This window comes from Chitinophaga sp., assembly GCF_039596155.1.
Taxonomy (GTDB): Bacteria; Bacteroidota; Bacteroidia; order Chitinophagales; family Chitinophagaceae; genus Chitinophaga.
The window spans coordinates 91,084-117,306 of sequence record NZ_JBCNKF010000017.1 but is presented as its reverse complement, the minus strand read 5'-3'; the positions used below and the strand labels follow the sequence as shown (position 1 = coordinate 117,306).

The following is a 26,223-nucleotide window of genomic DNA, read 5'->3' as shown; positions in this document are numbered from 1 at the left end:
AACACTTTGTCCGACATGCAACTCGCCTGTCAATTATCTTTTGGGATATTTAAAGTAGAACTGTCTTTATCACTTTTTTTATTTTTCTTCTTCTCCTTTTTTTCCTGTTCTTTTTCCTTTTTCTCCTGTGCTTCTTCCTTTTTTTCCTGTGCTTCCTTTGCCGCTTTTTCTTTTTTGCGGAAATATCCTCTTAACAGGAAATTGTGCTTTAAGGCCTCCATATTCTCACTAAATCCTTCCGACCCTTTGTGTACGGCCTTCATCGTTTTCTTTGCCTCATTCACAGTACCTTCCAGGTCATTGGCCATACTATCGCTATACAATAATCTACCTATACTACCCTTTCCCTGGTTCACCTGCGTAGCAATACCTGCCAGCTGGCCTGTGATTACCTCGGCATTGGTAGCTACCCCGGAAATCCTGTCGAGTACTTTATCAAATTGCAATGGATCAACTGCCTCAATTGTCTCGCCGTCTTTCACCGGCACGTTGGAATTAGCTCCGGAACTGATTGCCACCAGCTTGTCTCCCATCAGCCCATCAGAGGTGATATTTGCTATCGCACCTTTTTTGATAAAGGGCTGCACCTTCTTTTGTACTCTTAAAGTAACCCGCGCAGTAGAGTCTGACAGGATATCGATATTCTCAACGGTTCCTACATCAATCCCTACAAACCGGATATTGTTCCCTACCTGTAATCCGCCTACGTTTTTAAACGTACCGTACAGGGTAAAGGTGCTTCGAAACATATTCTTATTCCTACCGATAAGGAAAACCCCTACCAGCAACAACAGGATGGTAACCGATGTAAAGATTCCAACCTTCACTTTCTGAGATGTCTTGTCGTGCATATCGTATTATTTGAAGAAGTTATTAATAAGTTCATCCGGTGATTTTGCCAGCTCGTCATATGTACCGGTTGCTATATATTTTCCGTCGTTCATCACTACAATTCTATCAGCCGTAATTCTTGCGCAGGGCATATCGTGGGTAATAATAATGGACGATGTATCGTATTTTTCCTGCAGTGCCACAATCAATTCACTGATTTCTCTGGCCGTGATCGGATCCAGACCGGTAGTCGGTTCGTCGTACAAAATGATCTGCGGCCGCAGGATCAATGTCCTCGCCAGTCCTACTCTTTTCCGCATGCCTCCTGAAAGGCTGGAAGGATACTTGTCTATCGCATCTTTGAGGCCCACACTTTCCAGTGCATCTTCTACCCTTTTGGTCAGTTCCTCTTTGTCTGTTATCTGCAATACCCGGGTAAGCGGAAATTCCAGGTTTTCTCTTACGGTCATTGAATCGTATAAAGCACCACTCTGGAAAAGAAAACCGATCTTTTTCCTGATCTCTTTCAATTCATCTTCGTTCAATGACGGGATCTCTTTCCCCAATACCTCCAGCTTGCCTTCGTCGGGATCCATCAGGCCGGCTATACATTGGATGGTGACAGACTTACCTTGTCCTGAACGGCCTAATACGACAATGTTTTCGCCTTTGTGCAGTTCGAGGTTGATATCTTTCAGCACTTCATTTTCACCAAAAGATTTTTTCAGGTGTTCGATGCGGATCACGACGCCATCTGCCGGCGTCTGGTCCTCGTTACTGGCGGTCTCCTGCTCCACTTCAGTGGCTGGAGCCTGTTCTGTTTTATCTGTTAGCGCCTGCTCCATAATTAATAATATAATAGGTTAGTGATCTGTACCGCAATTGCGTCCAGCAATATGATCCACAGAGAAGCGGTAACAACCGCAGAATTGGCAGCCAGTCCTACGCTTTCAGTGCCTCTGGCAGCATGGTAGCCTTTGTAACAACCCACAAAACCGATGGCAAATCCGAAGAAGAACGTCTTGATAACAGCGGGTATCACATCACTAAATTCAAGTGCGGCAAAGGCTTTTCGGTAAAACAGCGTAGCGCTTACATGGCCCTGCAGGTTTACGCCCAGCCAACCACCGGTTAATGCCAGTGCATCGGCCATTACGGTAAGTAGCGGCACCATGAGTGTACAAGCCAGGATACGGGTCACTACCAGGTACTGAACAGGGTTGGCACTGGACACTTCCATGGCATCGATCTGTTCCGTCACTTTCATGCTACCCAGTTCTGCGCCTATACTGGATGCGATCTTTCCCGTACAGATCAGGGCAATGATCATAGGTCCTATTTCACGTACAATGGAAATAGCCACCATACCGGGTACGAAGCTCTCCGCACCAAACTGTTTCATGGTAGGCTGTGTCTGGAGGGTGAGCACAAACCCTATAATAAAACCGGAAATGGCGACCAGTGAAATAGAACGGACACCTACTATATAACATTGACGTAGAAATTCGTTCCATTCGAAACCATTCCGAAAAATATTCCGGCCAAACTTGCTGGCAAAAGCGACCTGCTCTCCCACCGCGGCCATGTATCTGTTTAAGGATGAAGTAATTGCACTAGCCATAATCGTTCGCATTGGTTAAGGTTTCATTCTGATGATGCTGCTAGTAGAAATAGATGTAATTTCATGCCACCCTTTTTTGCAGGTTTTTCATTAGAAAATAGCTGAGAAATGGGTATTATTATACACAATTGTAGTGATTCAGTGGGATGGGGACCGCAAAGCAGGGTGATCACTTACTTTTTTTATACTTTTGGACCCATCATGAGAAACAGAAAATGTCAGCTTTTCATTTTATTGCTCCTGTTACTGGTACAGTGTACTTCTAAAAAACACAATTACGCCGAAGAAATCCCTGATCCTATGAAACAGGGTGGATACGTGAGCAATCCGGATCATATTATTTCGGAGGATGCTACTGCGCAGCTCAACGACCTGCTTGGCAACCTGGATCAGACAGGCAAGGCACAGATTGCCGTAGTGCTGCTGAATAGTATTGGCAACCAGGTGATCGAGGATGTCTCGCACAATATATTTACCACCTGGAAGCCGGGCAATAAAGCCACTAACAATGGTTTAGTTGTATTGCTTGTAAAAGACCAGCACAAGATCCGGTTTGAAACCGGGTATGGCCTGGAAGGAGATCTGCCTGATGTGATCTGCTTTCGTATACAACAGGCGGTGATGTTGCCTTACTTTAAAAAGGATGATTATGACGCCGGCATAATAAAAGGCCTTCAGGCAGTAGCGACTGTGCTGACAAATCCGGAAGGCGCAGTAAACGTGGCTGACGATGGTGTGCTGACAGTTGATTCCTCCATACAGGCAGCGGCCGGAGACACAACTGCCGACATAGCAGAAGCGGGTCAGGCATTTGCCGGCCATGCAGCGCATGGGAGCAATCATACCACCGGGAATATGGATAGCACGCCGGATGGTGGTATTGTAATGAGTGATTCCCCTATGCCGGCAGCCGATAGTGCCAAAAGTGCCACAGAAGATGAAACTGCGGCATATATCCCGTCAGGGAATGACATTTCCCGCCCGGGGGTAGGCACGTTCGTTTTTTATATTTTTTATATCATCTTTAGTGCTATTTCATTTTTAGTACTGAAAGGCAACAAACACAAAGGAGACCTGTACAACACCACCTGGCTGGCAAGATGTTTTATCTTCTTTGTACCGGCTACCGTGATGCTGGTACTCTGCTACGGCCTTGATATATCGTATTCCATCTGGATGACCCTGGGGCTTTGCTACGGCGCCTGGATCGTATATCTCTCCTACCGGTACATGCTGGTAAATGCGAGGGAGCGGAAACTCGAAATGGCCGACAGGCATCAACGTTATGAAGCATTGAATATCGCACATAAGAACCTGCTCTTTACAGCCTTTGTATTTCCAATACCTTTCCTCGCTTATTATCGCTGGCATGAGCAGCGGATGAAGCAACTACGTTACCAGCCTTATAACTGCGACACCTGTTCACAACCAATGGTGCTGCTGAACAGAAATAAGAAGAAGCCTTTCCTGAACGCTATTCAGGCTGCAGAGGAGAAAGTTGGATCAGTCATTTACGATGTATGGGAATGTAAGCATTGCAATACACACAAGACAATCGGGTACGATAGTATTTATACCAAAGTGACGACCTGTCCAAAATGTAACAACAAAACCTTTGAAGCAACACATACGCAAACAGTGAAGCGTGCAACGCAACATTCACAGGGAGAAGGTATCCAGTTTTATGAGTGCAGATACTGTAATTATGTAAAAAAAGAGCCTTATGTTATAGCAAGGTTAAGTTCCTCATCATCCTCCTCTTCATCAGGCAGTTCTTCCTCCTCTTCTTCCGGCGGAAGCTGGGGTGGTGGCTCTTCTGGCGGCGGGGGCTCAACAAGTAGCTGGTAAAATGACCGGAGACTGATATTCGTCAGTGATATATATCAGGATAAATAAATACTTTTGTATTATGAATTCTGAAAAACAACTGAGGAAGAGCCCGAACTGGTGGCATCAAATTGACTTTTTAGGTATGCACTTACTGCCTTTACTGGCATTTTTCACGCATGTGACTACATTCGATTGGATATTGTGCGCATTTTTGTACGTAACAAGGATGTTTTTTGTCACCGGCGGATATCATCGCTATTTTTCTCATCGTACTTTTAAAACGTCCCGCTGGTTCCAGTTTGTACTGGCAGGTGGTGCACAGAGTACTTTCCAGAAAGGTGTGTTATGGTGGGGTGCGAATCACAGAATTCACCACAAACACTCTGATACGCCGGAGGATCCACACTCAGCAAACGTATATGGTTTTTGGTATGCGCATATGGGATGGATCATGGGGCCTGAATATAAACCAACCCGTTTTGACCTGATCAAGGATTTCAAACAACCTGAGCTTTACTGGTTGAATAAGTACCACTGGGTACCGGGTTTAGTGTTGATGACGGTGAGCTATTTCCTGGGTAATAAAATAAACGGTACGGGCTGGTTCGACTGGCATGCAGGCCTTTCTACATTGTGGATCGGTTTCTTCCTGAGTACGATCCTCGTATACCATGCTACATTTACTATCAACTCCCTGATGCATAAGGTAGGTAAGCCAAGATATGAAACCGGCGACTATTCCAAGAATAGCGTGGTGCTGGCGCTGCTGACCCTGGGTGAAGGATGGCATAATAACCACCACTACTACCAGTCTGCTACAAGACAAGGTTTCTACTGGTGGGAAATTGATATTACCTACTACATTATCAGGACATTAGGTGCTTTTGGTATTGTGTGGGATATCAGGGGGGTACCTGAGAAAGTGAAGAATTCGAACAAGTTGAAAGAAGGTGGCAAGCGACTGGAGCCTAGTTTCCCAGCGAATGATGCCATAGAAGTAAATAAATAATGTGATTTCAAAATAGTCAAACTCCCGTCTGATAAAGGCGGGAGTTTTTTTTATGCTTTTTTACACCAAACATCTGATGTTTAACCAAAACATCCTACCTTTGTGAAACATCAGACGTTTAATAAAGATGGCAAACGCAATTAAACTGGCAGATAAGGTCATCTACCAATTACAACAGGACATTTCGCTGGGTAAATATAAGCCCGGTGAGCTTATTCCCCCTGAGCCGGTGTTGATGGAGCTGTTCCAGGTAGGCCGCTCAACGATCCGGGAAGCGATAAAGACACTATCCAATGCGGGGATTTTAAGGGTACAACAGGGCGCTGGCACCTTTGTATGTAATATAGAAAACAATGAGCCGCTGGACCAGCGTCTCAGGCGTGCTGCCCGGCTGGAGGTAAACCAGGTAAGGTCGCTGCTGGAAATAGAAATCGCAAAGCTAGCAGCCCAGTTCAGGGATGAGCAGGACCTTGAACACATTTCAGCCGCGCTGGCAGACAGATCGCTGGCTATTCAATCATCGCATTATGAAGCGGCTGCGGATGCAGATATCAGGTTTCACAAATCGGTTGCCCTTGCTTCTCACAACAGTGTGCTGGCAGACCTGTACCAGACCTTTACGACCGTGATACGGGAATCATTCTCTCAGCGTGAAAAACCGCATGTACAGCAGTTTCAACAAACGCACCAGTTGCACGCCGATTTACTCACTGCTATTAAAAACCAGGATGCAGCTGCTGCTACCAAGGTAGTTACACAAATCCTGGAAACGAACTTCTAAACTTATTGTCATGTCAATATTAGTATTTTCACTGATCCTGCTTGCCGGGGCTTTCATGGCCGGCCTGCTGGGTAGCCTTACAGGTCTCGGGGGAGGCGTTGTGCTAATCCCTCTGCTCACACTTGTATTTCATGTAGACATCCGCTACGCGGTGGGTGCTTCGCTCGTTGCCTCTATCGCTAACTCTTCCGGGGCTGCGGCGGCTTATATTAAGGAAGGTATTACCAATGTACGTATCGGTATGTTCCTCGAAATTGCAACGACGACAGGGGCAATTATTGGTGCTTTGCTGGCGATCTATACACCGACTTCACTGGTAGCGATCCTGTTTGGTATTGTACTGCTCTTTAGCGCTGCGATGACGATCCGAAAGAAGAACGAACACGGAGATAACACCAGCAACAGCAAACTGGCCGAGGTGCTCAAACTGAACAACTCCTACCCTGTAAATGGAGAGATGGTGCCTTACAAGGTGCGTGGTGTAGGTGGAGGATATGCCTTGATGACGCTTGCGGGAATCGTATCTGGTTTGCTGGGTATAGGTTCAGGTGCACTGAAAGTACTAGCGATGGACAACGTCATGCGGATTCCATTTAAAGTATCTACTACTACCAGCAACTTCATGATTGGTGTAACAGCGGCTGCGAGTGCTGTAGTGTATCTGCAAAGAGGGTACATTGATCCGGGTATTGCGATGCCGGTGGTATTGGGTGTATTGGCAGGTGCTTTTGGTGGTTCGAAGCTGCTGATGAAAATGGATGTAAAGAAACTAAGGTTGTTGTTTAGTGTAGTGATCAGCGCACTGGCCATACAGATGATCTATAATGGTATAACTGGTAAATTGTAAGCACGATGAAACGGATATTTTCAAAAGAATTCTGGCAGGAAAGAGATGTAGAGATGTTTATCGGGCAACAATTACGCTGGGGCGTGATTACGGCAAGCGTGATTGCATTTATTGGTGGCATTATCTACCTGATCAGTCATGGTAATGGCATACCGGCATACCATGTTTTCAATGGTGCTCCTGAATATGTAAGGCACTTACCGGGTATATTTCAGGGAGTTGCCAGACTGGATGGAATGGCGATTATTCAGTTGGGCGTCGTTGTATTATTGGCAACGCCAATTACACGTATTGCATTTTCGGTTGTCGCATTTGCGATGGAAAAAGATAAACTTTACGTGGTGATTACCCTGATCGTTTTGAGTATAATTATCTTTAGTATATTCAGCGGACTGGGAGGTTGATCCTCCCAGTCCTGCTGGTTATCAGCGATGTTTTAGTTCGCTGAGGGGATGGCTGCTACATAATTGTTGCAGGCATCTTTTTATGAATTCCTTTCATGATGCAGCAGCATATTCATAGCATGACTGAAAGATCCTGCCCGCACGATTTCTCCTGCATTGATAAAGAAGATCTCATCAGCATTTTCGATCGTATTTAATCTATGTGCGATGATCACGCGTGTGGTATGCGCTGGTAATTTTTGTAAAATCTCTTCGAGGAGTTGTTCGGTGACCGTGTCAATATTGGCGGTTGCCTCATCCAATACTAATAACTCCGGTTCTCTCAGCACCGCTCTCATAAAAGCGATGAGCTGTTTCTGTCCCAGGCTCAGACTATCTCCGCTACTCACAACCTGTGTTTCCAGTCCACCGTCGAAACGGGTAAGCAAAGTATCTAACCCGGTCGTGCGAATTACCTCGAGGAGTTGCTCTATGGTATAGTGTTCGTACTTCTTATTGCCATAGATAATATTCTCGTAGATACTACCGGTAAATAAAAACGGCTCCTGCAGGATAAACCCGATCTTCCGGGTACGTTCTTCATCAGTAAAGCTGCGGATGTCTCTTCCGTCCAGCAGCACCTCTCCTCCTGTGGGATCAAACAACCTCGCGATCAGGGATGCGGTCGTAGTTTTCCCACCACCTGTAGGTCCTACCAATGCGTAGGTTTTGCCTTTTTCCATTTCGAAACTGATATGATGCAGGATGTCTTTACCATCGGGATAATGGAAGTTGACATCTTTAAATGTAAGCAGGGGGGCATTTGTTTCCTTAATGGCAGCGGGTACTACATGCAGGTCAGACTCCATATTGAGGATATGCGAGATCCTGTCCCATCCGGCCATAGCTACCTGGAAGTTCGTGTACAGGATAGCGAACTGGCGCATTGGGTTGTAGAAGTAAGTACAGTAAGACAGATAACTAATGAGTAAGCCGATAGTGAACTCATGTTGGGAAATGAGGTAGATACCGTATGCTAAAACGGCCAGTTGTGCGAGGTTGGCACAGAGGCTGAATAAAGGCATGAAGAAGTTATTTACCAGCCCTGCAGTGACCGCGGTTTTGTATTGCTCATTATTGGCAATATCAAAGCGATTGCGGAAATAATCTCTGCGGTTAAAGGCAATGATCACTTTGAAATTATTCAGGCTTTCCTGGATCTCTGCACTCATGCTGCCCGTGCTTTTCATATTCTCTGCGTTCTTCTTTTTTACGATCGGACCAGTAATCCTGGTGACGATCAGTAATAACAATGCCGGGGCAATGGCGGCAATACCCAATGTGAAATGGATACTGAGCAGGAAGATGGCGGCGCCGATCATGGAGGCGAAACCGGATATGAATTGTACCAGTGATTGTGCGAAGAACTGGTTCAATTTGTCCGTATCATTATTGATGCGGGAAATGAGGTCGCCGGCTTTGTTCTGGTTGAAGAAAGCGATCGGCAATGCCTGCAGGCGGCTGAAAACATCGTTGCGCAGCCGGTACAGGATATTCTGACCCACCGTTCCCATGAGGCTTGTCTGAAAATAGCTGGCAGTAAGGGAAATGAGGAATATGCCAAAGAGGATGCCTGAGAATAACAGGACACCGTTATAGTCTTTGTGTGTAACGTATACGTCGATAGTATGCCCTATCAGGATAGGGATAGATAAGTTCATGGAGGTACTGATCAGGATCGCGAATATCGCGGCGAGCAGTGTATTCCGGTCTGGTCGCAGATAAGGTAAAAAGTTCCTGAGCACCTTACCGGTTTTCGTTTCCTGGCCCGCAGCCAGTTTATTCAGGTTGTAGCTCATAGTTGCTGGTGCTGCGTTGAGAGTTATAGATCTGTACATATTCAGGGCAGGATTGCATCAGCTCACTATGTGTGCCGATAGCCACCACCTCTCCTTCCATCAGGAGGATGATCTGATCGAAGTGAGCAGCAGAAGCGATCTTTTGCGTCACAGAGATCAGGGTCAGATCCGGGTAATTTTCCTGTACATTTTGCAGAATGCGTTGTTCTGTATTAGGGTCTACCCTGGCGGTGAAGTCGTCCAGCAGTAAAATGGTCGGGTTGATCGCCAGTGCTCTTGCCAGCATCAGGCGTTGCTTCTGACCACCTGACAAGCTGGTACCACGTTCGGAAACGATGGTTTCCATACCTTCCGGCAGGGTCGTGATAAAGTCTTTGAGTTCTGCGGTGGAGATGGCTTTGTCCATCAGTGCATCGCTGACGGAGTCGTTGAAAGCGATGTTTTCCTTTAAGCTCATATTGAACAGGATACTATCCTGGAATACGAGACCTATTTGTTGTAACAGATGTTCCTTATCGTATTCTTTCAGGTCGGTACCATCGTAGGTAACCTTTCCCTCATTGGGATTGAGAAGGCCAACGAGTACGTTGAGCAACTGGGTTTTTCCTGCCGCTGTAGGACCGATGATGGCGGTGCGGGTACCAGCTTTTACGCTGAAAGAGATATTTTTCAAAACAGGTTTGCCGGCGAGTGTCAGGTGGATGTTTTCCATTGTTACGTCGCCATCGATCTTACGCTGTATCGTACCGGTATCGACGACATCGGGTGCGTAGAGCACTTCGGCAATGCGGGCATAGGATGCGGCAGATTGAGCGATGAGGCCACTCATAAAGCCGATGACAACGATGGGGAAGATAAGGATGGCAACGTAGCTGTTATAGGCGGCCAGTTCACCGAGTGACATGCTTCCTGTGATGACGAAATGGCCACCGAGCAGCAGTATGGCCAGCAGGGACATATTTGCCATGAAGGAGATGACAGGAACCAGTCCGGCAAAAAGCCGTACTACGGCCATGCCTAGTGTTCTGGATTCGCCGTTGGGTGTGATGAAGCGGTCGTACTCCTGTTGCTGGGCATTGAGCACGCGGATGAGGGCAGCGCCCATGACACTTTCATTGATGATTTTATTCAGGCGGTCGATCACTTCCCTGCTCTTTTTAAAGATGGCCCGTACCTTATTGAGCACCATGTAGAAGGCCAGGCCAATGACCGGGATGATGGTGATGACACAGAGTCCCAGTTTCCAGTTCATGACGAGGAGCAGGGTGCTGGCGCCGATGATAATAAAAAGGGAGGAAGACACGGACACGATACCCTGTGATACGAACAGTTTTACTGTGTCAATATCGGAGGTAAGGTTGGTCAGTAACCTGGATGGGTTGGCGGCCTGGATGGCGGCGTATTGCTGACGGGAGATCTTGTCGGCCAGTTTGGTACGCTGTTCACGTGCCACTTTCTCAGAGGTGTAGGTTTGGATCACGCTCTGCAGGTAGCTTAAGATGAATATGCATGCGGCAGCGACCACGAATTCTGTGACCAGTCCCGACATATTGAGGTGGTCATTGGTGTAGGCGTCGATTCCTCTGGAGATGAGCCAGGGCAAAACCAGGTTCAGGCCATTGCTGAGCAGGGCCAGGAAGATCAGCAGGGTGAGCATTCCTTTGTAGGGCTTCAGGATGGAGGTGATACCAGGAAGGGCCGGTGCTTTGTCAGCAGGGGGGCTTTGTTTTTTCCTCATAAAGTAATAGTAATAGTTGTCTTGCCGGTGTGCCGGCGGCAGCGGCTAATTTACGCCAAAATGGTAGACGAAGGAGGGATCGGGATATTTTATAACACTTGATAAATAGTGGAAAATAATTTGGTTATTATGAAAAAGGGACCTGGGAGAGGTGTTTTGCAGGATGGTGTTCAAAAGTGTGTGAGGACGGAGGTGGATAATGGGAAGATTGGTTGCTCAAAAGCGTCGTTGGAAGAGTTGAATAATGGTGTGATTGGCTGTTCAATAGTATCGTTGGGGCGGAGGCGGATAATGATGTGATTGATTGCTCAAAAGTGCCGTTGGGGCGGAGGTGGATAATGATGTGATTGATTGCTCAATAGTACCGTTGGGGCATAGTTGGATAATGATGTGATTGATTGCTCAATAGTACCGTTGGGGCATAGTTGGATAATGGGAAGATTTTTTGCTCAAAAGTGCCGTTGGGTGTTTCAAAAAAAATGCTCCGGGTGTTTTGCCCGGAGCGGAAATTTGACGCGTCCGCGTCACAGTTATTTTTGATGGAGCAACCCAGTTAGGCGATACTAACTGAAGGTTTCCATGAATATACTGTAGATGCCATGAATACCTCCTTTTCTTTGATGAGTAATGAAGTTACGCATTTTTCACGTTTAAAAAAAGACCAACTTTTGTGTCATTTTATGCAGCGAGCGGTACCTTTTTTATTAGCATGCTGTTACATCAGACTGTGCGCCATGTGAGACAGCGCCTCACATTAATAAACAGTATTCACAGTAAGTTCCTTCCATTCATTGATCTCATCCAGCACGCTCTTAAATTTTTCAGGCACCATTTCAAAAGCATCCTTTCCAATCAGGAAATTCAACGGAGGATTTTCACTTTTTGCCATTTCAATGATAGCTGCTACCCCTTTTTCCGGATCTCCGGGTTGTTTACCATTCATGTCCGCATGCCACTGGATAGAATCCTTTACTGACTGGTATTTACTTTCAGTGACGCTCAGATCGGCACCTAAGAAGGAGGTTCTGAAATAACCTGGTAGTACTACTGTTGCTTTCACACCGAATTCCCGGATCTCTTCACGCAGTCCTTCTGTCAATCCTACTACTGCAAACTTCGTAGAACAATAGATGGCCCAACCCGGGAAACCGCCCAGCATGCCACCTACAGATGCGATATTGATGATATGCCCGGAGCGTTGTTCACGTAAATGTGGCATCACTTGCCTGATTACATTCAGCAGGCCAAATACATTCACGTTGTAGTTCTCACGCGCATCTTTGTCACTTACTTCTTCTAAAGCGCCTACCTGGCCATAGCCGGCATTGTTTACGACTACATCTATTTTACCAAAGGTGTTAATAGTCTTGTCAATTGCAGCTTTCACGCTGGCCTCGTCTGTGAGGGAAACTGTGAGCGGCAGGAAATTATTTCCTGAGAATCCGCTTAAGGAAGCAGCATCACGGGAGGTAGCTGCTACCTGATATCCCTGTGCTAATAACTGAGATACTAAGATGCGTCCAAAACCTTTGGAGGCACCGGTTACAAACCAAACTTGACTCATAATTAATAATGGGTTGATCGTTAAAAATTCAACTGGTAATCTGTGGATTTTGTTAATGATTCACTGGCTTTGAAAGCTTCACTTAGCTGTTCAAGTTTATTCAGTGCCCTTCTATATGCATCGCTGCCTAATAACAGATACAATGGTGGTTCCGGCATATTGACCAGTTCCATCATGACTGTTGCGGCTTTGTCAGGATCACCCTGCTGCTCCCCGTTCATGGTAGCATATTTTGCATGAGAAGCCCTGATAGCCGTGTAATCATCGATAGGTGTATCTGTCAGGACTAATGAATCGGCCGTGAGGAAACTGGTTCGGAAAGCGCCGGGGGCGACTAAGGTAACGTTGATACCGAACTCTTTAACGTCCTGTGCCAGTACATCTGTGAGCCCGGTGACAGCATATTTGGCGGCTGCATATACAGACCAGCCTGTATTGCCGGAAATACCAGCGATAGATGAGATATTGATAATATGCCCGCTTCTTTGCCGGCGCATGAAAGGCAGTGCATGTCTGATAACGTTCAATGTACCGAACACATTGATGTCAAAGCTGGTACGGGTTACCGTGTCAGAGAGTTCTTCTATGCTGCCGCCGATGCCGTAGCCGGCGTTATTGACAACGACATCTATCCGGCCGAATTTCTCGATCGTAGATTGAATAGCGGCGGCTACACTGCTGTCATCAGCGAGGTCAGCCTGTAAGGGAAGGAAATTTGTTGTATCTGTGTCTACGGCTTCAGTTAATGCCGCAGCATTGCGGGAAGTAGCTGCCACGGACTGGCCGGCGGTAAGCAAATGCTTTACCAGTGTGAGGCCAAGGCCTTTGGAAGCTCCTGTTACAAACCAGGTCTTTTTGTTGTCCATATCTTTGCTCGTTTTGATAGGACAAAATTAGACCAGGAAGGGATGCCGGTTATTACAAGGTTCAAACGATTGATTGCAAAATTCAAACAACAACGATTTGAGATAGGAATAGAGGAGAGTGACGGACCTATGGTACCTCTTATTACACTTTTTCTACACGACTCTATAAGAAGAAGGTGTACTCCTCGTATGCTTCTTAAAGAAATTATTAAAGTGTGCCGGTTCTTCAAAGCCCAGGCTATAACTGATCTCAGCGATGTTCCAGTTTGTATGTTTGAGCAGGGCCTTCGCCTCTCCCAGCAATCTTTCTGCAATATGGTCAGTCGTGGTCTTACCGGTCGTTTCCCGGATCGCCCTGTTCAGGTGATTGACATGGACCGCCAGTTTATCAGCAAAGTCACGTGCGGAGCGCATCGTAAAGCGCTGGTGGGTAGTTTCTATCGGGAATTGTCTTTCAAGCAACTCTGTAAAGATGGCTGTAATGCGGGCATTGGCATCTGTATGCTGGTACAGCATTTCAGACGGTTGCATCTTCAGGGCATAGTGAATCATTTCAGTTACATAGTTCCGCAACAGGTCATACTTATATTTATAATCGGAGTTGATCTCCTCCAGCATCTTCTTAAAGATGGCACTGACATGCTTATCCTGGGTTTTGTTCAGCATGTAGGCTGGTTTGCTGCCGGTAGCGAACATGGGGAGTTCATTGATGTTTGTTCTCAATGATTCGGTGAAAAATGACTCTTTGAAGATACAGAAGAAGCCGCTCCTCTCGTCATTCAAAGACTCGTATGTATAAGGTACGTTAGGATTAAAGAACATCAGGGCAGTCCCGTCTGTTTCTATACTTTTATCTGCGTAATGGTAGACAGTACGGCCACGGACCAGGCTGATTTTATAAAAATCCCTGCGGGCATAATGAATAGGTGTAGCGCCGGGGGCGAGTGTGTCTTCTATTCGAAATACGTTAAAATGCCCGATATCCTGTTTGAGGTTATCAGGCAGCCAGTTAAATTTATGCTGGTAAAAGTCTTCGAGTGTTTCCCTGTTTGCCATGGGGCGAAGTTACGAAATTCAAACAGAATGGAGGATACGTTGTATCCATTCATATTCAGGCAGGATTTGGAGCTTCCTGTACAATGTTCCGGGGATTTGATCTATTCCAAGCTGAGCGCCCCGGATCTGACCAGCTATAGAGGCATTGGTATCGGTATCACCACCAGCTTTGATTAACTCGATATACATTTGTTCCATATCGCTTTCATTAGTTGCTGCGAAAATGGCCAGAGGTACTGAGTTTACTACGTAACCATTATTGCCTAAAGCTGCGGCTGCTGTTATAGAATTACAACGTTCTATTTCAATAATCCTGTCACGTACCAGGGTATCAGGCAGGTGATCAATAAGTGCGGTCCATACTTCCTTTTCTTCGATAATGGCCCTAATCGCCAATACAACCGCCAGTGCACCGGCATAGGCTTCTGTATGGTGATGTGTGATCCTGCAAACATCATAAATCCCTTCCCGGCTAATATCACAAAATGCCAGCGGCGCAATTCGCATTGCAGCGCCATTACCAGCAGCATACTCCCCTATACGGCCAGCGTATTGCCATGGAATACCGCTTCGAGATCTCTCAGGGCTTTGAGCGTGCTGGCCCCTACCCCGCTTAGCCTTCCTTGCTTGTAATATAATAGAAAATGAGCCGCCAGTACGGCAGGCTCAATTTTCCTGTGCATCCCTAATATCTCACACGTTGCGAGCGTGAGTTGTGTATCGTCTGTTAACTTCCAGCTGCGATCCGGCTCGGGCTTTTTGCCCCAGTACCAGGTCGTCTGGTCATCCATTTGATTGTCAGACTCCCAGGCACTTCCCCAGGCATCGCCAATGGCGCCACCGATAATACAGCCTTTAAACCGATCTGCTATATGCATAGTTAATAGTCTCCAGTTCGAATAAATCACATACGTATTTATACCATGAATCAGGATCGTTCACATACTGTAATTACCAACCCTGATATGCACTTGTTACAATCTCGGATCCACCGCCTCACTCTCCATCGCCAGCACACCAAACACACATTGATGCACCCTACTCAACTGCGCCTTACCCGCAAATCTTTCCAACGCCTCCACGCCCAGCGCAAACTCCTTTTGCGCCATGATCCGCTTTGTACTCAATCCTCTCTCTTTTAACCGGGTCAGGTTTCTTTCCAACGTATACTCAGGTCCATAAATAATCCGCAAATATTCTCTCCCCCTCACCTTCACTGCAGGCTGCACAAAGAACTTCTCATTCATCGTGATAAAGTCATATGGTTTTACCACCATCCCTTCTCCCCCATTTGTTGTCATAGATATCCACCACGCCGTGGCATCAGCCACCTTTGCGTCATCGGCCAGGTCGACGACCTGATACTTCGTCGCAATGACGGGATTCCCTTCACCACCGGCAAATACAGCTAACTGCTCCATATGCCATTCATGGTCCTTATCGAAGTAAGTCCTGCCTTCTGTAGCTAATAAGTGAAACGGTGCCAGCTGATAATCGTCCAGTCCCTTCACATCCCAGCAATATTGCCTGTAAGCTGTGGCAAACTGATCGACCATGATGGCCCTGTCTCTATACTCTCTCAACAGTGGCAACGCATCCGGATTAGTAGCCGCCTGCTCCAGGCTTGCTACCGCATCCATCATGGCATACCTGCCTGCAGCTGCTGTGGCACCATATTGATTACGCAGCAACTGCTGTGCTTTCAGGTTCCATGGCATCAGCTCACAATCCAGGCACATCCAGTCTGTATCAAAGGCCTCCCATCCACCACGTGCTGTAATGATGGCTGCGATTTTTTTCAGGAAAGCCTGCTCTATGCCCTCATCATCAAAAAACACACGCCCGGTGCGGGTATAGATGATACCGATACTTTCTTCTATGATGCCGAAACGCTCTTTTACCACCTTTTTATCTTTACATACTATCACCACTGCCCTCGAGCCCATATGCTTTTCCTCACAAATGACCTTCTTTACCCCTTCTCCTGCGAAATAGCTGAATGCCTCAGCAGGATGTTCCAGGTAATCAGGCAATGCACTGGTAGCAGTTGGAGACATTGTAGGAGGCAGATAGATCAGCCATTTAGGATTTACCCCGAAACGGCTCATGATTTCCAATGCAGCTGCGGCATTACCCTCACGGATACTGATCTTTTTCATCAGGCGCGTTTCTATCAGTTGTTTTCCTATGACGTCACTGATGTCAAGTACACTATCATGCGTCTGCTGTAAACTCAGTTCATTCATTGACGCTTTGATCGGTCTTGCGGGTACCGCATATTCCTGTGCAGCAGGCACACTCACCAATTCTCTTTCAGGATAACGCAGCGCTGTCAGGCTACCGCCAAATACACAACCTGTATCTATATCAATTGTGTTATTGAACCATTCAGGACGCACCACCGGTGTGTGACCGTATACGACAGCCGCCTTACCACTGTAATTCGCCGCCCAGTTGAAACGCACAGGTAGTCCAAATTCATCGGTTTCTCCGGTGGTTTCACCATATAAACAGAATTCTCTCACTGCACCAGATCCCCGGCCCTGCATGCTTTCCTTGAGTCCCGCATGTGCAACTACCAGGTTGCCATGATCCAGTACATAATGGCTCACAAGGCCATCCAACCATTTTTTCAGGGCTTCTATCCATTCCTGATCGGTGCCTTCCAGCTGTTCTACTGTCTGCTTCAGGCCGTGCTGAAGCTGTACATTCCTGCCTGTCAGGTATTTCAGTAATTTGGCGTCATGGTTACCCGGCACACAATAAGCGATCTTTTCTGTCGTCGCCTGCATCACGAGTTTTAGTACAGCAGGCGAAGCTGGCCCTCTATCAACAAGGTCACCCAGGAAGATCAGTTTTCTGCCATTGCCGACGGTCACACGATGGGCCTCCTTATCTACGGTATGACCCAGTTTCGTAAGCAGTGTACACAGTTCGTCGTAACAACCATGTATATCACCGATGATATCGAAAGGTCCTTCTTCAGTTTTGAGATCATTGTAGAGCGGCTCTCTGACAATGCCCTGTATGTCGTTTAGCGCTTCCGGAGTTCGGAATTCAAAATGCCGTCTAAATCCTTCTTCCCTGATCTTGCTGATCCCACTTTTCAATGCCATCATCTGGCCCTTGATCACCCGTGATGGCAGGTCCCGGTCTGTACGTAGTTTATTTCTATCCTGGCAAACCCTGTCAGACATATTCAGGATGATCGCTACAGGCAATACATGGTATTCCCTTGCCAGCGACACCAGTTGTTTCCTGTATTGTGTGTTTACGTTGGTGGCGTCTACTACTGTGAGCAAGCCTCTCTTCAGCCTTTTGGCGATGATAAGGTGCAGTAGTTCAAATGCATCTTCAGAGATGCCGGTGGTATTTTCATCATTGCTAAGCATCAGCCGGATAGCATCACTGCTAACGATCTCTGATGGCCTGAACCATTTTTTTGCAAAGGTACTTTTCCCTGATCCCGATGCGCCTACCAATACCACCAGGGAAAGTTCCGGAATATTTAATGTCATCATTCGTTATTGTTTTGAGAAAATGGCCATCTGGCTGGGTGCGCCTACCGCTTCGATCTCCTCACCCAATGGCTTTATGTCGTAGGTATATTTATATGCGTCTCTGATGTGCTCACACCATGCCTGGAATTCAGCACGTGTCCATTCGAACCGGTGATCTGCATGACGCATTTTATTTTCATCTTCGGTGAAGGTCGAGTTCCATTCCTTGTTAGGCGTAGTGAGCACGACTGTGCTGGGTTGAATTTCGTTGAATACATTCTTTTCCAATGCCGTCAACCTGTCTTCGTCCAGGTGTTCTATCACTTCAACCATTGTAGCGACGTCATAGCCCTGTAAGCGCTTATCGCGGTATAAAAGAGATCCCTGCAGGAGATTGATACGCTTACGCTGGCTGTCGATCATCTTATCCAGTTTGAGCCTTCTGGCGGCTATTTCAAGGCTGTAGGCTGAAACATCCATACCCGTGATGCGCTGCAATTGTTTATTCTCCAGGAGCAGTTTAAGCAGGCGCCCCTCCCCGCATCCCAGGTCGATGATGGATGTCACCGGCAGGCGCGCGATTTCATCGCTGACTGCTTGCAATCTCACATCATGCAGGCGTTGTTTCGGCTCTTTTTCTACCACAGGCGCATCTTCCAATACAGTCATGGCTGCCAGTGCTTCGTTGGAGAGCTTATGCTGATTACGCAGGTACCGGCGCACAATCAGTTCCCTTGCAGGATGTGCTTCCAGCCAGCCTTTCCCTTTGTTCATGAGCTTTGTGATCTCATCTTCATTTACCCAGTAATGTTTTTCATTGTCCATAACCGGGATGAGTACATATAGATGGGAAAGCAAAGCCTGCAGGGTGATGGTATGCTTCAGGGTCACTGTAAAGTACCGGCTATTGCCCCATTCAGGAAAATGCGGATCCAGAGGATGCTGTATAGCGGAAATTTCATATCCCAGTGGTTCGAACAATTGCTGCAATATGGGTTCGCCTCCTCTGATGGAGAGGACAGACAACTTTACTTCAAGTTGCAGAGGTATGTCTACCAATTCTGGTCTGGCTTTGCAGTTGCCATTCAGCGCAGAGCTAAAGCCCTTTGATATGGCGCTGGCCATAAAAGAGGAAGCAACATAAGGGCGGTCATTAACGTATTGATCCAAAGCAAAGGAGTTGCCGTCACTGTTCCTGACCAGTCCAACAGGGTCCATGTCCAGCAATATCGCGCAGGTACATTTTTCTTCGCTTACTTCCGGGTAAAAGACATGTGCTTTGCCGTTTACAACTTCAACAGATTGAACCTTTGCGGGATGTTTGTGAAGCAAGAAACTCAGGTCAGTAGCGGGGTAACGTAAGTTTGTGATAGTTAATAACATATTTGCAATATAAAATATATCTGCAAATTTGAGAAAGATGTGTGAAGGGTATTTGCGCAGTTGTGCTGACATATAATTCCCCTGAAGATGAAAGGAGACTTTCGCACTCCTTCACCTTCCTGTCGGTCACTTCAGTGAAAGGGCTGATATGCCCGGGATTTTAATTAAATGCGGTAATCGTTACCTGGCCAGCTAACCCCGAAGGCTGTATCTGCCAGTTCGAAGCATCGAAATCCTTGTAGTTAATATTCACGAAATTGATTTCATGATACTGCCGCCAGGGTATATGGTGTTGGTCCATGTACCTGATACGATTTGCCATGAGATTAGCGACTTCAATACGAATTTCGTTCTTACCGGCGCGCAGGTATTTGCCGATTCTCAGTGTAAAAGGAATGCTCCACATAATGCCTGCATCCTGTCCGTTAACCCATATATGCGCACTTTCATGCACTTTATCCAGGCGGAGCAGGTATTCTCTGGCACTCCTGGCGGGTAGATTAAAATTTGTGGTATAGACGCCTTTTCCTGAGAAAGATGTAACAGCTGTATCCAGTAATGTAGTCCAATCTACCAGGCTATCCAGTTTTACAGCAGCGGGAATAAATGGCCCTCCATCTTTGAATTCCAATTGCCAGGGCCCGGACAGGATCACTGGTTCCTGCGCAGTGGAAGTATTCAAATACATCCATGCAGGGTAGTTCGCTTTTGAATGCATGCCTTCTGCCTTTAGTATAACAGATTCTCCGGCGGCCAACTGTACCTTTACCAAAGTAGTGGTATCAGTTGCCGAAATTGCCGCCAATCCGCTATCTCCTCTTAATGGATCTAACAGTATCACACGGGATACACGGCTGTTAATCGGGATGTTTTTTTCTATTGTACCTGCTGTATGATTCACCAGGTAATACCAGGTATCTGCTCCTTCTTTCCGGCGAATGAATTTCAGCCCTGCATCTGTCAATGCTTCACGACGCACGCCCAGCTGGTATAGTGCACTTTCCACATCAGCTGTGATGATGACATTCTTTTTACCTGCCAGAGATTTCAGGAGTACCTTCATTTCTTTTCTGCGTGCTTCGAGGTCATTCAATCCCGGTACATCTTCTGGCAATGCATCGAAAATGACCCTGGTACCGCTGTCTGCCAGTGCAATAATCTTCTTCAGAGTACTTAGTGGCAGGAAGTGTGCCTTCGGAATGATCAAACCTTTGTATCCCTTCGTTTTATCTATCCAATGATCCGACACAAAATCCAATGTGAACCCCTTCTGCTGCAACCCCATCACCTGCTTATAAAAATCGGTGGGGTACAACCACTTATCAATATGATGCACGGACAATGGCATTTCCATCCCAGCCGCGTCGTTCCATATATCATATACCGGCCAGTACACCAGCACATCGTTGTCCGGCTTACCTGCCTGTAACACGGATTGCACTCTTGTGATATATTCATTCAGTCCCGGCAAATGTGACCACCAGCTATTAGCAGGCACAAAATTCACCGAGGCATAAAACAACCAACCCGGAAAAGGCACCTCCTTTGGAGAATACGTAGTTCCATGATAAAACACATGGTTCACCCCAGCCAGAAACGCCTGCTCTACCTCTGGTTTACATTGCGACAATGACGTCTTAAAATGCTCTGTCAACCACGTAAATGTCTCACTGGAAATAAGCGGGTGCCCTGCAATATGACCAGCAGACGTAGCAAACTGCATCATAATCGGATCGGGGCTTACATTCCGGATATCTGCACTATCCCTTCTCAGGCCAGGAATAGGAAAGTAAGTGGACCCGAAGGTCTCGCACTCCGGGATATCTACTGTTGCGTATAAGTCAATCAGGTTCCCCGGCGAGCCGTGGGCCTGGTTCCGGGTAATACGATGGGAATGATGCGCCCAGGCTGTCCAGGGCTTTGTAAAATTATCCAGCAGCAGGTCGGCCATTGTTTCCCTGTAATCAGATTTTATCCGGGCGGTCGTATCGCCGGTTCCTTTTCCGGTCAATTCCTTTATAAAAGGTGTGAGGTCATAGCCCCTCCGCTTCTTAAACTCAGGTAAAAAAGAAGGTGTCCAGTCGGCGCCGTATACTTCGTAACTATCATTGTAGAACGCCCTGATACCAGGTACTTTACCATGAAAAGCGGTATCAAAGCGATGCAGGTATACCTGTACTGCTTCCGCAGAAAGATGATCCAGTGTATATCCCTCTCCTCCAGGCGCTGCACGTTTAACCTTCTGTTTAGTATGGGAGCTATACAGTGCATATACACTGATATTACCGGCAGGGTGCTGCCAGTGAAGGGTACCATTTTTCACTTTGTCTGAAATAGATTCCGGTGTGGCGCCATTGTAGGCCACCAACGCCTGCAGGATGCCGGGTGTGGTATCTATCTTTTCGGGTAGTGCTGTATCTATAGATTGCCGGAGCACTCTCAGCTCCATCCTGGCAGCTGCATGCTTCAGGTCTATTTGTGGGCCGCCGAAAGGCCAGCCAGTGCCTGTAGTGAGATCCACCCCCATGTGTAAACGGGTCGCCTGCCGGATGGTCAGGTTCAGCAAATGCAGCCATTGGGGTGACAGAAAGTTCACATACTTCCTTTCAAACCCTTTTGCCCCATAAATAGGTGCTATTTCTACCCCACCCAATCCCACTTCATTGTAGGTATGCAGGGCATTGGTCAGGCCTGCGCTATCCACGGCGTTTCCCATCCACCACCAGCGGGTCCATGGCTTTGTTTCCTTCTTTACAGAAGGCCATACAGAGGTTTGTGCAGTCGCCTGAAAGGCGCAAAAGAGCAGGCCAATGGTAGCCAGCCGGTAAAAACGTGGATGCATATATCTTTTATTTCTCGGTATCAGACCAGTCAAATTCCCTATTCTCTGCCGGGGTTTTCGCTTTTGCCATGATGGCCTGGAGCGCCTTCACTTTAGCCGGGTTATCAGCAGCAAGGTCCTTTGTCTCGCCAATATCGTCAACTATATTGTACAATTCAAATCTTTCCTGTTTTCCTTTGTATTTAAAACGGATCAATTTCCAGTCACCCTGTAATACAGCCTCCTGGATATAGCCTTCATTAAACTGCCAGTACAGGTAATCATGTGTCTTTGCTGGTTTCCTGCCTGCCAGTGCCGCTGAATAGTTCAGGCCATCGATGCCCGCCAGGGTCTTTGATTGGGTCAACGCACTCAATGTAGGCAGCACGTCCCAGAATGCCCATTCCTCTCCGCTGACTTTGCCGGCAGGAACACGACCGGGTGCACGTACCAGCAGTGGCACGCGGATGCCCCCTTCATACAGGTCCCGTTTCAGACCTTTCAACGGCCCGGCGCTATTAAAGTAGGCAGGATCAGCACCTCCTTCCCTGTGAGGTCCGTTATCACTGGTGAAGAAAATATAAGTGTTATCATCCAGTCCCAGTTGTTTAATCAGTGCCTGGATCTGCCCTACATTTTGATCGAGCTTACTTACCATGGCTGCAAATGCGGCATGGGGGTACTGCTGGCTGCGATAGGTGCTCCGATTCTGCACGTAGGGTGTTTCAGGCGCCAGCCTGGAACTCCCATCAGGATTCAGCCATTGCTGCAGGTCCTTTTGCGGGGGAGCCAGTTCTGCGTGCGGAATGGTAATAGAAAGGTATAGAAAGAACGGTTTGTCCTTATTTTCATTGATAAAAGAATAAGCATGTTCCATGATATCATCATGGGTAAACACCGTCGTATCATGAGGGATCTTACTGATCCTGCCTTTTCTTACCTGGAAGAGGTAACTGGTATAATAGTCATGTGCATGGCTTTGATTCAGGTAGCCATAAAACTCATCAAAGCCTTTAATTTCCGGAGAGCAGGTCGTTCCTATTTCGCCCAGGCCCCATTTGCCGAACATCCCTGTAGCATAGCCATTCTGCTGCAGTAGCTGCGCCATGGTACTATCCTGCGGGCGTAATGGCAGGCGGGTATTGCCCCTGATGTAAGCATGTCCCATATTCCTCCCCGTTAGTAATGCACAACGGGAGGGTGCACAAACCGTATTACCGGCATAAAAGCGGGTAAAGCGGATGCCCTCTGTCCCCAGGTTATCAATATTTGGGGTTGGAATCGGGCTCTTGGGGTTATATGATGTGAGGTTGCCATAACCCAGATCGTCTGCCAGGATAAAGATGATATTGGGTTTGTCAGGATGCTTCTTTTGCTGTGCCATGGCGGGAATAGCGGAAATAAGCAGGCAGCCTGCCAGCAATATTTTGTAAAAGCTACATTGCATAGTTTTTCATTTTCTGTTGGCTAATGTACAAAAACCTACAAATTTGATAGACTAGTAATTTATGAACGGTTTTGGTCCAGAATTGTAAATAATTTGCTCAGAACAGTCCCGTATCAGATACTTTTTTTATATTTGGTATATTTTCGTTTCAATTGTATTAAATTCATATCGCCCTCAGTGTCAAGGTTTATAGAGGTTATGTGAATGATTTAAATCAATAGAAAATGATGGTGAGATACTATGCAATATTTGGAGATGGTAGTTACAGTCCCTTGCATTCCCTGGAATCGGTCTCTATACTTCCGGAATATTCCTACATTTTAATGACAACGGATACACTAAAACCGAATGGTTATGTGGAGTCGACAACTTATCAATTTGTCAATGAGAAAGGAGATGTGGAATTGTTGCGGATCAATAACTGGGAATTGTTGTATATCAGCCCCTGGACGCATAGTTCTGATGGTCTCCGCTATTGTTTGTACAATCATTTAACCAAGACTGCCCACGAGTTTTTCGGGGAGGAAACCGGGCTTCACTTTTTCAAACACGATCTCTTTCCAAAGCTCAGAGAGCTTTCTATTATTTCTGACTACAACCAGTACCTGCTGAGTGAAAAAGTAGACCTTTTGGAGGTAGAGCTGACCGAGCTAAGGAGAAGATTGTATGAGTTGGAAAAAGTGCTGCGGAAGTAAGGACGTCGATACCTACTTCGCAATATCCGCCAGCAAATTCGTATCCGGATCCAGCCAAATGCCGGCAGGCTTTGTGGCTGCCGGTATCATAATTGTAGTTATTCTATCCTTCACCTGTACTGTTTGTACCGGTTTCGTCTTGTCCAGTGTATATTCCAGCGGGAACTCAAATAACGTAGCCTGCTGCTGCACGACTTCCATTTTTACAGTATGGGTACTTTCATTGTACCCCAGGTTCACCTGCAACTCCGGCATAGCGGACGTGTATAACCATTGCGTAAAGAAAGGCTGCAGGTCCTGTCCACTTGCCTTTTCCATTTCCCTCCTGAAATCATCTGTACATGCATTCCGGCCGTTGTAATCTTTGAAGTACTGGCGAATACCCGCCCAGAAAGGCGCATCTCCTATCTTCCTTCTCAACATGTGTAACACCCAGCTACCTTTTTCATAACTATTTGCATTCAGCAACTGCATGTAATTACTATGCACAGTTGTATCTACTACAGGTGTTTTCCGCTCTTTTGCAAACCCGATAATTTTCTCTCTATCTTCTTTCAGTGAAGATTGCAGGGTATCACTTCCATATGTATGCTCCATATACAACAACGTCATATAAGTGGCAAACCCCTCACTCAGCCACAGATGCTGCCAATCCGTTTCGGTAATCGCATCTCCAAACCACTGGTGGGCTATTTCATGTGCCAGCAGAGATTCCAGTCGCTCATAGCCAACAGAGTTCTCTGCATAAAAGATAGCCCCCGCATTTTCCATCCCGCCAAATATCGTTTTAGACTGAATATTCGCCAGCTTTTCGAATTGAAAGGGACCTACCTGCCGGATAAAAAAGGGTAAGATCTTCGTAGCTCGTGCATACCCCTGGTGCGCTGCATCTTCCCTGAATACATAACTGTACACTGGTATGTTCCCGACATCACCGGCATGCGTAACAGTAAAATCAGCTGCCGCTATTGCCATGACCTTTGTGGCCAGCGGTACCTGCTCTTCATACCGGGTTCTTTTCAGGTTTCCCGGCAAGTGTTGTTCTGACACCTTTGCCCCATTCGCCACCACTGTATAATGGTCGGGTGCCGTGATCGTAAAACTGACGGTGGCCTTGTCCGCAGGATGGTCTATGCAGGGTAACCATTGATGTGCCCTGTCTGGCCAATGATCGGTGAAGAAGGTTCTGTCCCCGTATTTATTTCTGGAAATGATCAGGCCATCTTTGGGTGTACCGGCATACACTATAGTAAAAGCAGCTTTATCGCCTGCTTTTGCATTTACTTTTATATAGAGGGAATTTGCATCCTGCTCAAATTGGAATGATTTTGAGCCGGCATGTACTTCGCTTACCTTCATTCCTGCCAGATCAAATTTTAAGCTGTTTGTCTTTTGCAGATAATTTACCGTGATGGTCACCTTCCCCTCTATCCGATTCGTGGTATCATTCAGCGTCAGGTCTATTCCATAATGCTGTACATCTACCTGCTGCGCCCTGGCGCTGGTAAGCCACAAGGCACACAGGCCAATGATAAATGCTTTTCTCATGATCATTTTTTATTCTCCCCAGACTGTTATTACTAAACTTCTCGCCCCACCATAATCCCGGTGTTCGCACAAATAAATTCCCTGCCAGGTGCCGAGATTAAACCGGCCATTTGTGACCGGTATCATCACAGAGCTGCCCAGCATGGCCGCTTTCAGGTGTGCAGGCATATCGTCCGGCCCTTCGTCGTTGTGTTCGTAGTCAGGGTCGTTTTCAGGCACTGCCTTATTAAAATAGGTCTCGAAGTCTATTCTTACTGTCGGATCAGCATTCTCATTGATGGTCAGCGATGCAGAGGTATGCTGAATGAATACCTGGCACATGCCGGTCCTGATCTCCCTCAGCTGAGGGATAGCCTGCAACACTTCAGCTGTAATGAGATGAAACCCTCGGGCTCTTGCGCGTAGTTGTATCGATGCCTGGTATACTTTCATGCACCGAAATTA

General features: G+C 46.8%; 21 protein-coding genes and 1 pseudogene. 7 read left to right on the top strand and 15 right to left on the bottom strand.

Annotation, left to right across the window (positions count from 1 at the left end):
* Nucleotides 1–29: 29 nt before the first annotated feature.
* The 3 genes from ABDW33_RS17500 to ABDW33_RS17490 are packed head-to-tail and all read right to left on the bottom strand — an operon-like array spanning nucleotide 30 to nucleotide 2,464.
* A complete protein-coding gene (locus tag ABDW33_RS17500) occupies nucleotides 30–851 on the bottom strand; it encodes an MlaD family protein (RefSeq protein WP_343691376.1) in 822 nt (273 codons plus the stop codon).
* 6 nt (nucleotides 852–857) lie between these two features.
* Nucleotides 858–1,676 carry an ATP-binding cassette domain-containing protein gene (locus ABDW33_RS17495; RefSeq protein WP_343691375.1) on the bottom strand — a complete coding sequence of 273 codons (819 nt, stop codon included), beginning with the start codon at nucleotides 1,674–1,676 and terminating at the stop codon, nucleotides 858–860.
* Nucleotides 1,677–1,678: 2 nt separating this feature from the next.
* A complete protein-coding gene (locus ABDW33_RS17490) occupies nucleotides 1,679–2,464 on the bottom strand; it encodes an ABC transporter permease (RefSeq protein ID WP_343691374.1) in 786 nt (261 codons plus the stop codon).
* Between the two features lie 189 nt (nucleotides 2,465–2,653).
* Here ABDW33_RS17490 and ABDW33_RS17485 point away from each other — a divergent pair, with 189 nt between their 5' ends.
* The 5 genes from ABDW33_RS17485 (at nucleotide 2,654) to ABDW33_RS17465 (ending at nucleotide 7,323) form a co-directional block, all read left to right on the top strand.
* Complete coding sequence (locus ABDW33_RS17485; RefSeq protein WP_343691373.1) at nucleotides 2,654–4,300, top strand: TPM domain-containing protein; 1,647 nt, start codon at nucleotides 2,654–2,656, stop codon at nucleotides 4,298–4,300.
* Between the two features lie 61 nt (nucleotides 4,301–4,361).
* The gene (locus tag ABDW33_RS17480) at nucleotides 4,362–5,291 is read left to right on the top strand and encodes an acyl-CoA desaturase (RefSeq protein ID WP_343691372.1); all 930 of its coding nucleotides are present in this window, start codon (nucleotides 4,362–4,364) and stop codon (nucleotides 5,289–5,291) included.
* Between the two features lie 127 nt (nucleotides 5,292–5,418).
* Entirely contained in the window at nucleotides 5,419–6,072 is a 654-nt protein-coding gene (locus ABDW33_RS17475) for an FCD domain-containing protein (RefSeq protein ID WP_343691371.1), read from the top strand.
* A gap of 10 nt (nucleotides 6,073–6,082) precedes the next feature.
* On the top strand, nucleotides 6,083–6,919 hold the full coding sequence (locus ABDW33_RS17470; RefSeq protein ID WP_343691370.1) for a sulfite exporter TauE/SafE family protein: 837 nt from the start codon (nucleotides 6,083–6,085) through the stop codon (nucleotides 6,917–6,919).
* Nucleotides 6,920–6,924: 5 nt separating this feature from the next.
* Nucleotides 6,925–7,323: a DUF1634 domain-containing protein gene (locus tag ABDW33_RS17465; protein ID WP_343691369.1), complete on the top strand. Its 399-nt coding sequence runs from the start codon at nucleotides 6,925–6,927 to the stop codon at nucleotides 7,321–7,323.
* 80 nt (nucleotides 7,324–7,403) lie between these two features.
* On the opposite strand, the gene ABDW33_RS17460 is transcribed toward ABDW33_RS17465, so the two are convergent.
* Together ABDW33_RS17460 and ABDW33_RS17455 are read right to left on the bottom strand one after the other, a co-directional pair.
* Nucleotides 7,404–9,200, bottom strand: coding sequence for an ABC transporter ATP-binding protein (locus ABDW33_RS17460; protein ID WP_343691368.1), 1,797 nt, complete (start codon nucleotides 9,198–9,200; stop codon nucleotides 7,404–7,406).
* Nucleotides 9,142–10,899 carry an ABC transporter ATP-binding protein gene (locus ABDW33_RS17455; protein WP_343691367.1) on the bottom strand — a complete coding sequence of 586 codons (1,758 nt, stop codon included), beginning with the start codon at nucleotides 10,897–10,899 and terminating at the stop codon, nucleotides 9,142–9,144. Before ABDW33_RS17455 ends, ABDW33_RS17460 begins: the two co-directional genes overlap by 59 nt.
* 129 nt (nucleotides 10,900–11,028) lie before the next feature.
* Here ABDW33_RS17455 and ABDW33_RS17450 point away from each other — a divergent pair, with 129 nt between their 5' ends.
* A complete protein-coding gene (locus ABDW33_RS17450; protein ID WP_343691366.1) occupies nucleotides 11,029–11,199 on the top strand; it encodes a hypothetical protein in 171 nt (56 codons plus the stop codon).
* A gap of 454 nt (nucleotides 11,200–11,653) precedes the next feature.
* Here the strand turns inward: ABDW33_RS17450 and ABDW33_RS17445 are convergent, their stop codons facing one another.
* The 8 genes and pseudogenes from ABDW33_RS17445 to ABDW33_RS17410 all read right to left on the bottom strand — a co-directional run bounded on the left by ABDW33_RS17445 (nucleotide 11,654) and on the right by ABDW33_RS17410 (nucleotide 23,536).
* The gene (locus ABDW33_RS17445; RefSeq protein WP_343691365.1) at nucleotides 11,654–12,463 is read right to left on the bottom strand and encodes an SDR family NAD(P)-dependent oxidoreductase; all 810 of its coding nucleotides are present in this window, start codon (nucleotides 12,461–12,463) and stop codon (nucleotides 11,654–11,656) included.
* 20 nt (nucleotides 12,464–12,483) lie between these two features.
* Complete coding sequence (locus tag ABDW33_RS17440) at nucleotides 12,484–13,329, bottom strand: SDR family NAD(P)-dependent oxidoreductase (protein ID WP_343691364.1); 846 nt, start codon at nucleotides 13,327–13,329, stop codon at nucleotides 12,484–12,486.
* Between the two features lie 153 nt (nucleotides 13,330–13,482).
* Complete coding sequence (locus tag ABDW33_RS17435; protein ID WP_343691363.1) at nucleotides 13,483–14,385, bottom strand: helix-turn-helix transcriptional regulator; 903 nt, start codon at nucleotides 14,383–14,385, stop codon at nucleotides 13,483–13,485.
* An 18-nt stretch (nucleotides 14,386–14,403) separates the two neighbouring features.
* Nucleotides 14,404–15,263, bottom strand: a pseudogene (locus tag ABDW33_RS17430) (ADP-ribosylglycohydrolase family protein).
* Between the two features lie 96 nt (nucleotides 15,264–15,359).
* Nucleotides 15,360–17,906 (bottom strand): polynucleotide kinase-phosphatase, encoded by a 2,547-nt coding sequence (locus ABDW33_RS17425; RefSeq protein ID WP_343691362.1) that lies wholly within the window; start codon nucleotides 17,904–17,906, stop codon nucleotides 15,360–15,362.
* 3 nt (nucleotides 17,907–17,909) lie between these two features.
* Nucleotides 17,910–19,268 (bottom strand): 3' terminal RNA ribose 2'-O-methyltransferase Hen1, encoded by a 1,359-nt coding sequence (locus ABDW33_RS17420; protein ID WP_343691361.1) that lies wholly within the window; start codon nucleotides 19,266–19,268, stop codon nucleotides 17,910–17,912.
* Nucleotides 19,269–19,428: 160 nt separating this feature from the next.
* Nucleotides 19,429–22,110, bottom strand: coding sequence for a glycosyl hydrolase (locus ABDW33_RS17415; protein ID WP_343691360.1), 2,682 nt, complete (start codon nucleotides 22,108–22,110; stop codon nucleotides 19,429–19,431).
* Between the two features lie 7 nt (nucleotides 22,111–22,117).
* Nucleotides 22,118–23,536: an arylsulfatase gene (locus ABDW33_RS17410; RefSeq protein ID WP_343691359.1), complete on the bottom strand. Its 1,419-nt coding sequence runs from the start codon at nucleotides 23,534–23,536 to the stop codon at nucleotides 22,118–22,120.
* Between the two features lie 224 nt (nucleotides 23,537–23,760).
* On the opposite strand from ABDW33_RS17410, the gene ABDW33_RS17405 reads away from it, so the two are divergent.
* On the top strand, nucleotides 23,761–24,231 hold the full coding sequence (locus ABDW33_RS17405) for a hypothetical protein (RefSeq protein WP_343691358.1): 471 nt from the start codon (nucleotides 23,761–23,763) through the stop codon (nucleotides 24,229–24,231).
* 12 nt (nucleotides 24,232–24,243) lie between these two features.
* Here ABDW33_RS17405 and ABDW33_RS17400 read toward each other — a convergent pair whose 3' ends face one another.
* Both ABDW33_RS17400 and ABDW33_RS17395 read right to left on the bottom strand, forming a co-directional pair.
* Complete coding sequence (locus ABDW33_RS17400; protein ID WP_343691357.1) at nucleotides 24,244–25,779, bottom strand: M1 family metallopeptidase; 1,536 nt, start codon at nucleotides 25,777–25,779, stop codon at nucleotides 24,244–24,246.
* A 9-nt stretch (nucleotides 25,780–25,788) separates the two neighbouring features.
* Nucleotides 25,789–26,211: a secondary thiamine-phosphate synthase enzyme YjbQ gene (locus ABDW33_RS17395; RefSeq protein WP_343691356.1), complete on the bottom strand. Its 423-nt coding sequence runs from the start codon at nucleotides 26,209–26,211 to the stop codon at nucleotides 25,789–25,791.
* Between the last annotated feature and the right edge of the window lie 12 nt (nucleotides 26,212–26,223).

Excerpts from the sequence above, each read along its gene's own strand:
- ABDW33_RS17500 (WP_343691376.1), bottom strand. The coding sequence starts at position 851 with ATGCACGACAAGACATCTCAGAAAGTGAAGGTTGGAATCTTTACATCG.
- ABDW33_RS17495 (WP_343691375.1), bottom strand. The coding sequence starts at position 1,676 with ATGGAGCAGGCGCTAACAGATAAAACAGAACAGGCTCCAGCCACTGAA.
- ABDW33_RS17490 (WP_343691374.1), bottom strand. The coding sequence starts at position 2,464 with ATGCGAACGATTATGGCTAGTGCAATTACTTCATCCTTAAACAGATAC.
- ABDW33_RS17485 (WP_343691373.1), top strand. The coding sequence starts at position 2,654 with ATGAGAAACAGAAAATGTCAGCTTTTCATTTTATTGCTCCTGTTACTG.
- ABDW33_RS17480 (WP_343691372.1), top strand. The coding sequence starts at position 4,362 with ATGAATTCTGAAAAACAACTGAGGAAGAGCCCGAACTGGTGGCATCAA.
- ABDW33_RS17475 (WP_343691371.1), top strand. The coding sequence starts at position 5,419 with ATGGCAAACGCAATTAAACTGGCAGATAAGGTCATCTACCAATTACAA.
- ABDW33_RS17470 (WP_343691370.1), top strand. The coding sequence starts at position 6,083 with ATGTCAATATTAGTATTTTCACTGATCCTGCTTGCCGGGGCTTTCATG.
- ABDW33_RS17465 (WP_343691369.1), top strand. The coding sequence starts at position 6,925 with ATGAAACGGATATTTTCAAAAGAATTCTGGCAGGAAAGAGATGTAGAG.
- ABDW33_RS17460 (WP_343691368.1), bottom strand. The coding sequence starts at position 9,200 with ATGTACAGATCTATAACTCTCAACGCAGCACCAGCAACTATGAGCTAC.
- ABDW33_RS17455 (WP_343691367.1), bottom strand. The coding sequence starts at position 10,899 with ATGAGGAAAAAACAAAGCCCCCCTGCTGACAAAGCACCGGCCCTTCCT.
- ABDW33_RS17450 (WP_343691366.1), top strand. The coding sequence starts at position 11,029 with ATGAAAAAGGGACCTGGGAGAGGTGTTTTGCAGGATGGTGTTCAAAAG.
- ABDW33_RS17445 (WP_343691365.1), bottom strand. The coding sequence starts at position 12,463 with ATGAGTCAAGTTTGGTTTGTAACCGGTGCCTCCAAAGGTTTTGGACGC.
- ABDW33_RS17440 (WP_343691364.1), bottom strand. The coding sequence starts at position 13,329 with ATGGACAACAAAAAGACCTGGTTTGTAACAGGAGCTTCCAAAGGCCTT.
- ABDW33_RS17435 (WP_343691363.1), bottom strand. The coding sequence starts at position 14,385 with ATGGCAAACAGGGAAACACTCGAAGACTTTTACCAGCATAAATTTAAC.
- ABDW33_RS17425 (WP_343691362.1), bottom strand. The coding sequence starts at position 17,906 with ATGATGACATTAAATATTCCGGAACTTTCCCTGGTGGTATTGGTAGGC.
- ABDW33_RS17420 (WP_343691361.1), bottom strand. The coding sequence starts at position 19,268 with ATGTTATTAACTATCACAAACTTACGTTACCCCGCTACTGACCTGAGT.
- ABDW33_RS17415 (WP_343691360.1), bottom strand. The coding sequence starts at position 22,110 with ATGCATCCACGTTTTTACCGGCTGGCTACCATTGGCCTGCTCTTTTGC.
- ABDW33_RS17410 (WP_343691359.1), bottom strand. The coding sequence starts at position 23,536 with ATGCAATGTAGCTTTTACAAAATATTGCTGGCAGGCTGCCTGCTTATT.
- ABDW33_RS17405 (WP_343691358.1), top strand. The coding sequence starts at position 23,761 with ATGATGGTGAGATACTATGCAATATTTGGAGATGGTAGTTACAGTCCC.
- ABDW33_RS17400 (WP_343691357.1), bottom strand. The coding sequence starts at position 25,779 with ATGAGAAAAGCATTTATCATTGGCCTGTGTGCCTTGTGGCTTACCAGC.
- ABDW33_RS17395 (WP_343691356.1), bottom strand. The coding sequence starts at position 26,211 with ATGAAAGTATACCAGGCATCGATACAACTACGCGCAAGAGCCCGAGGG.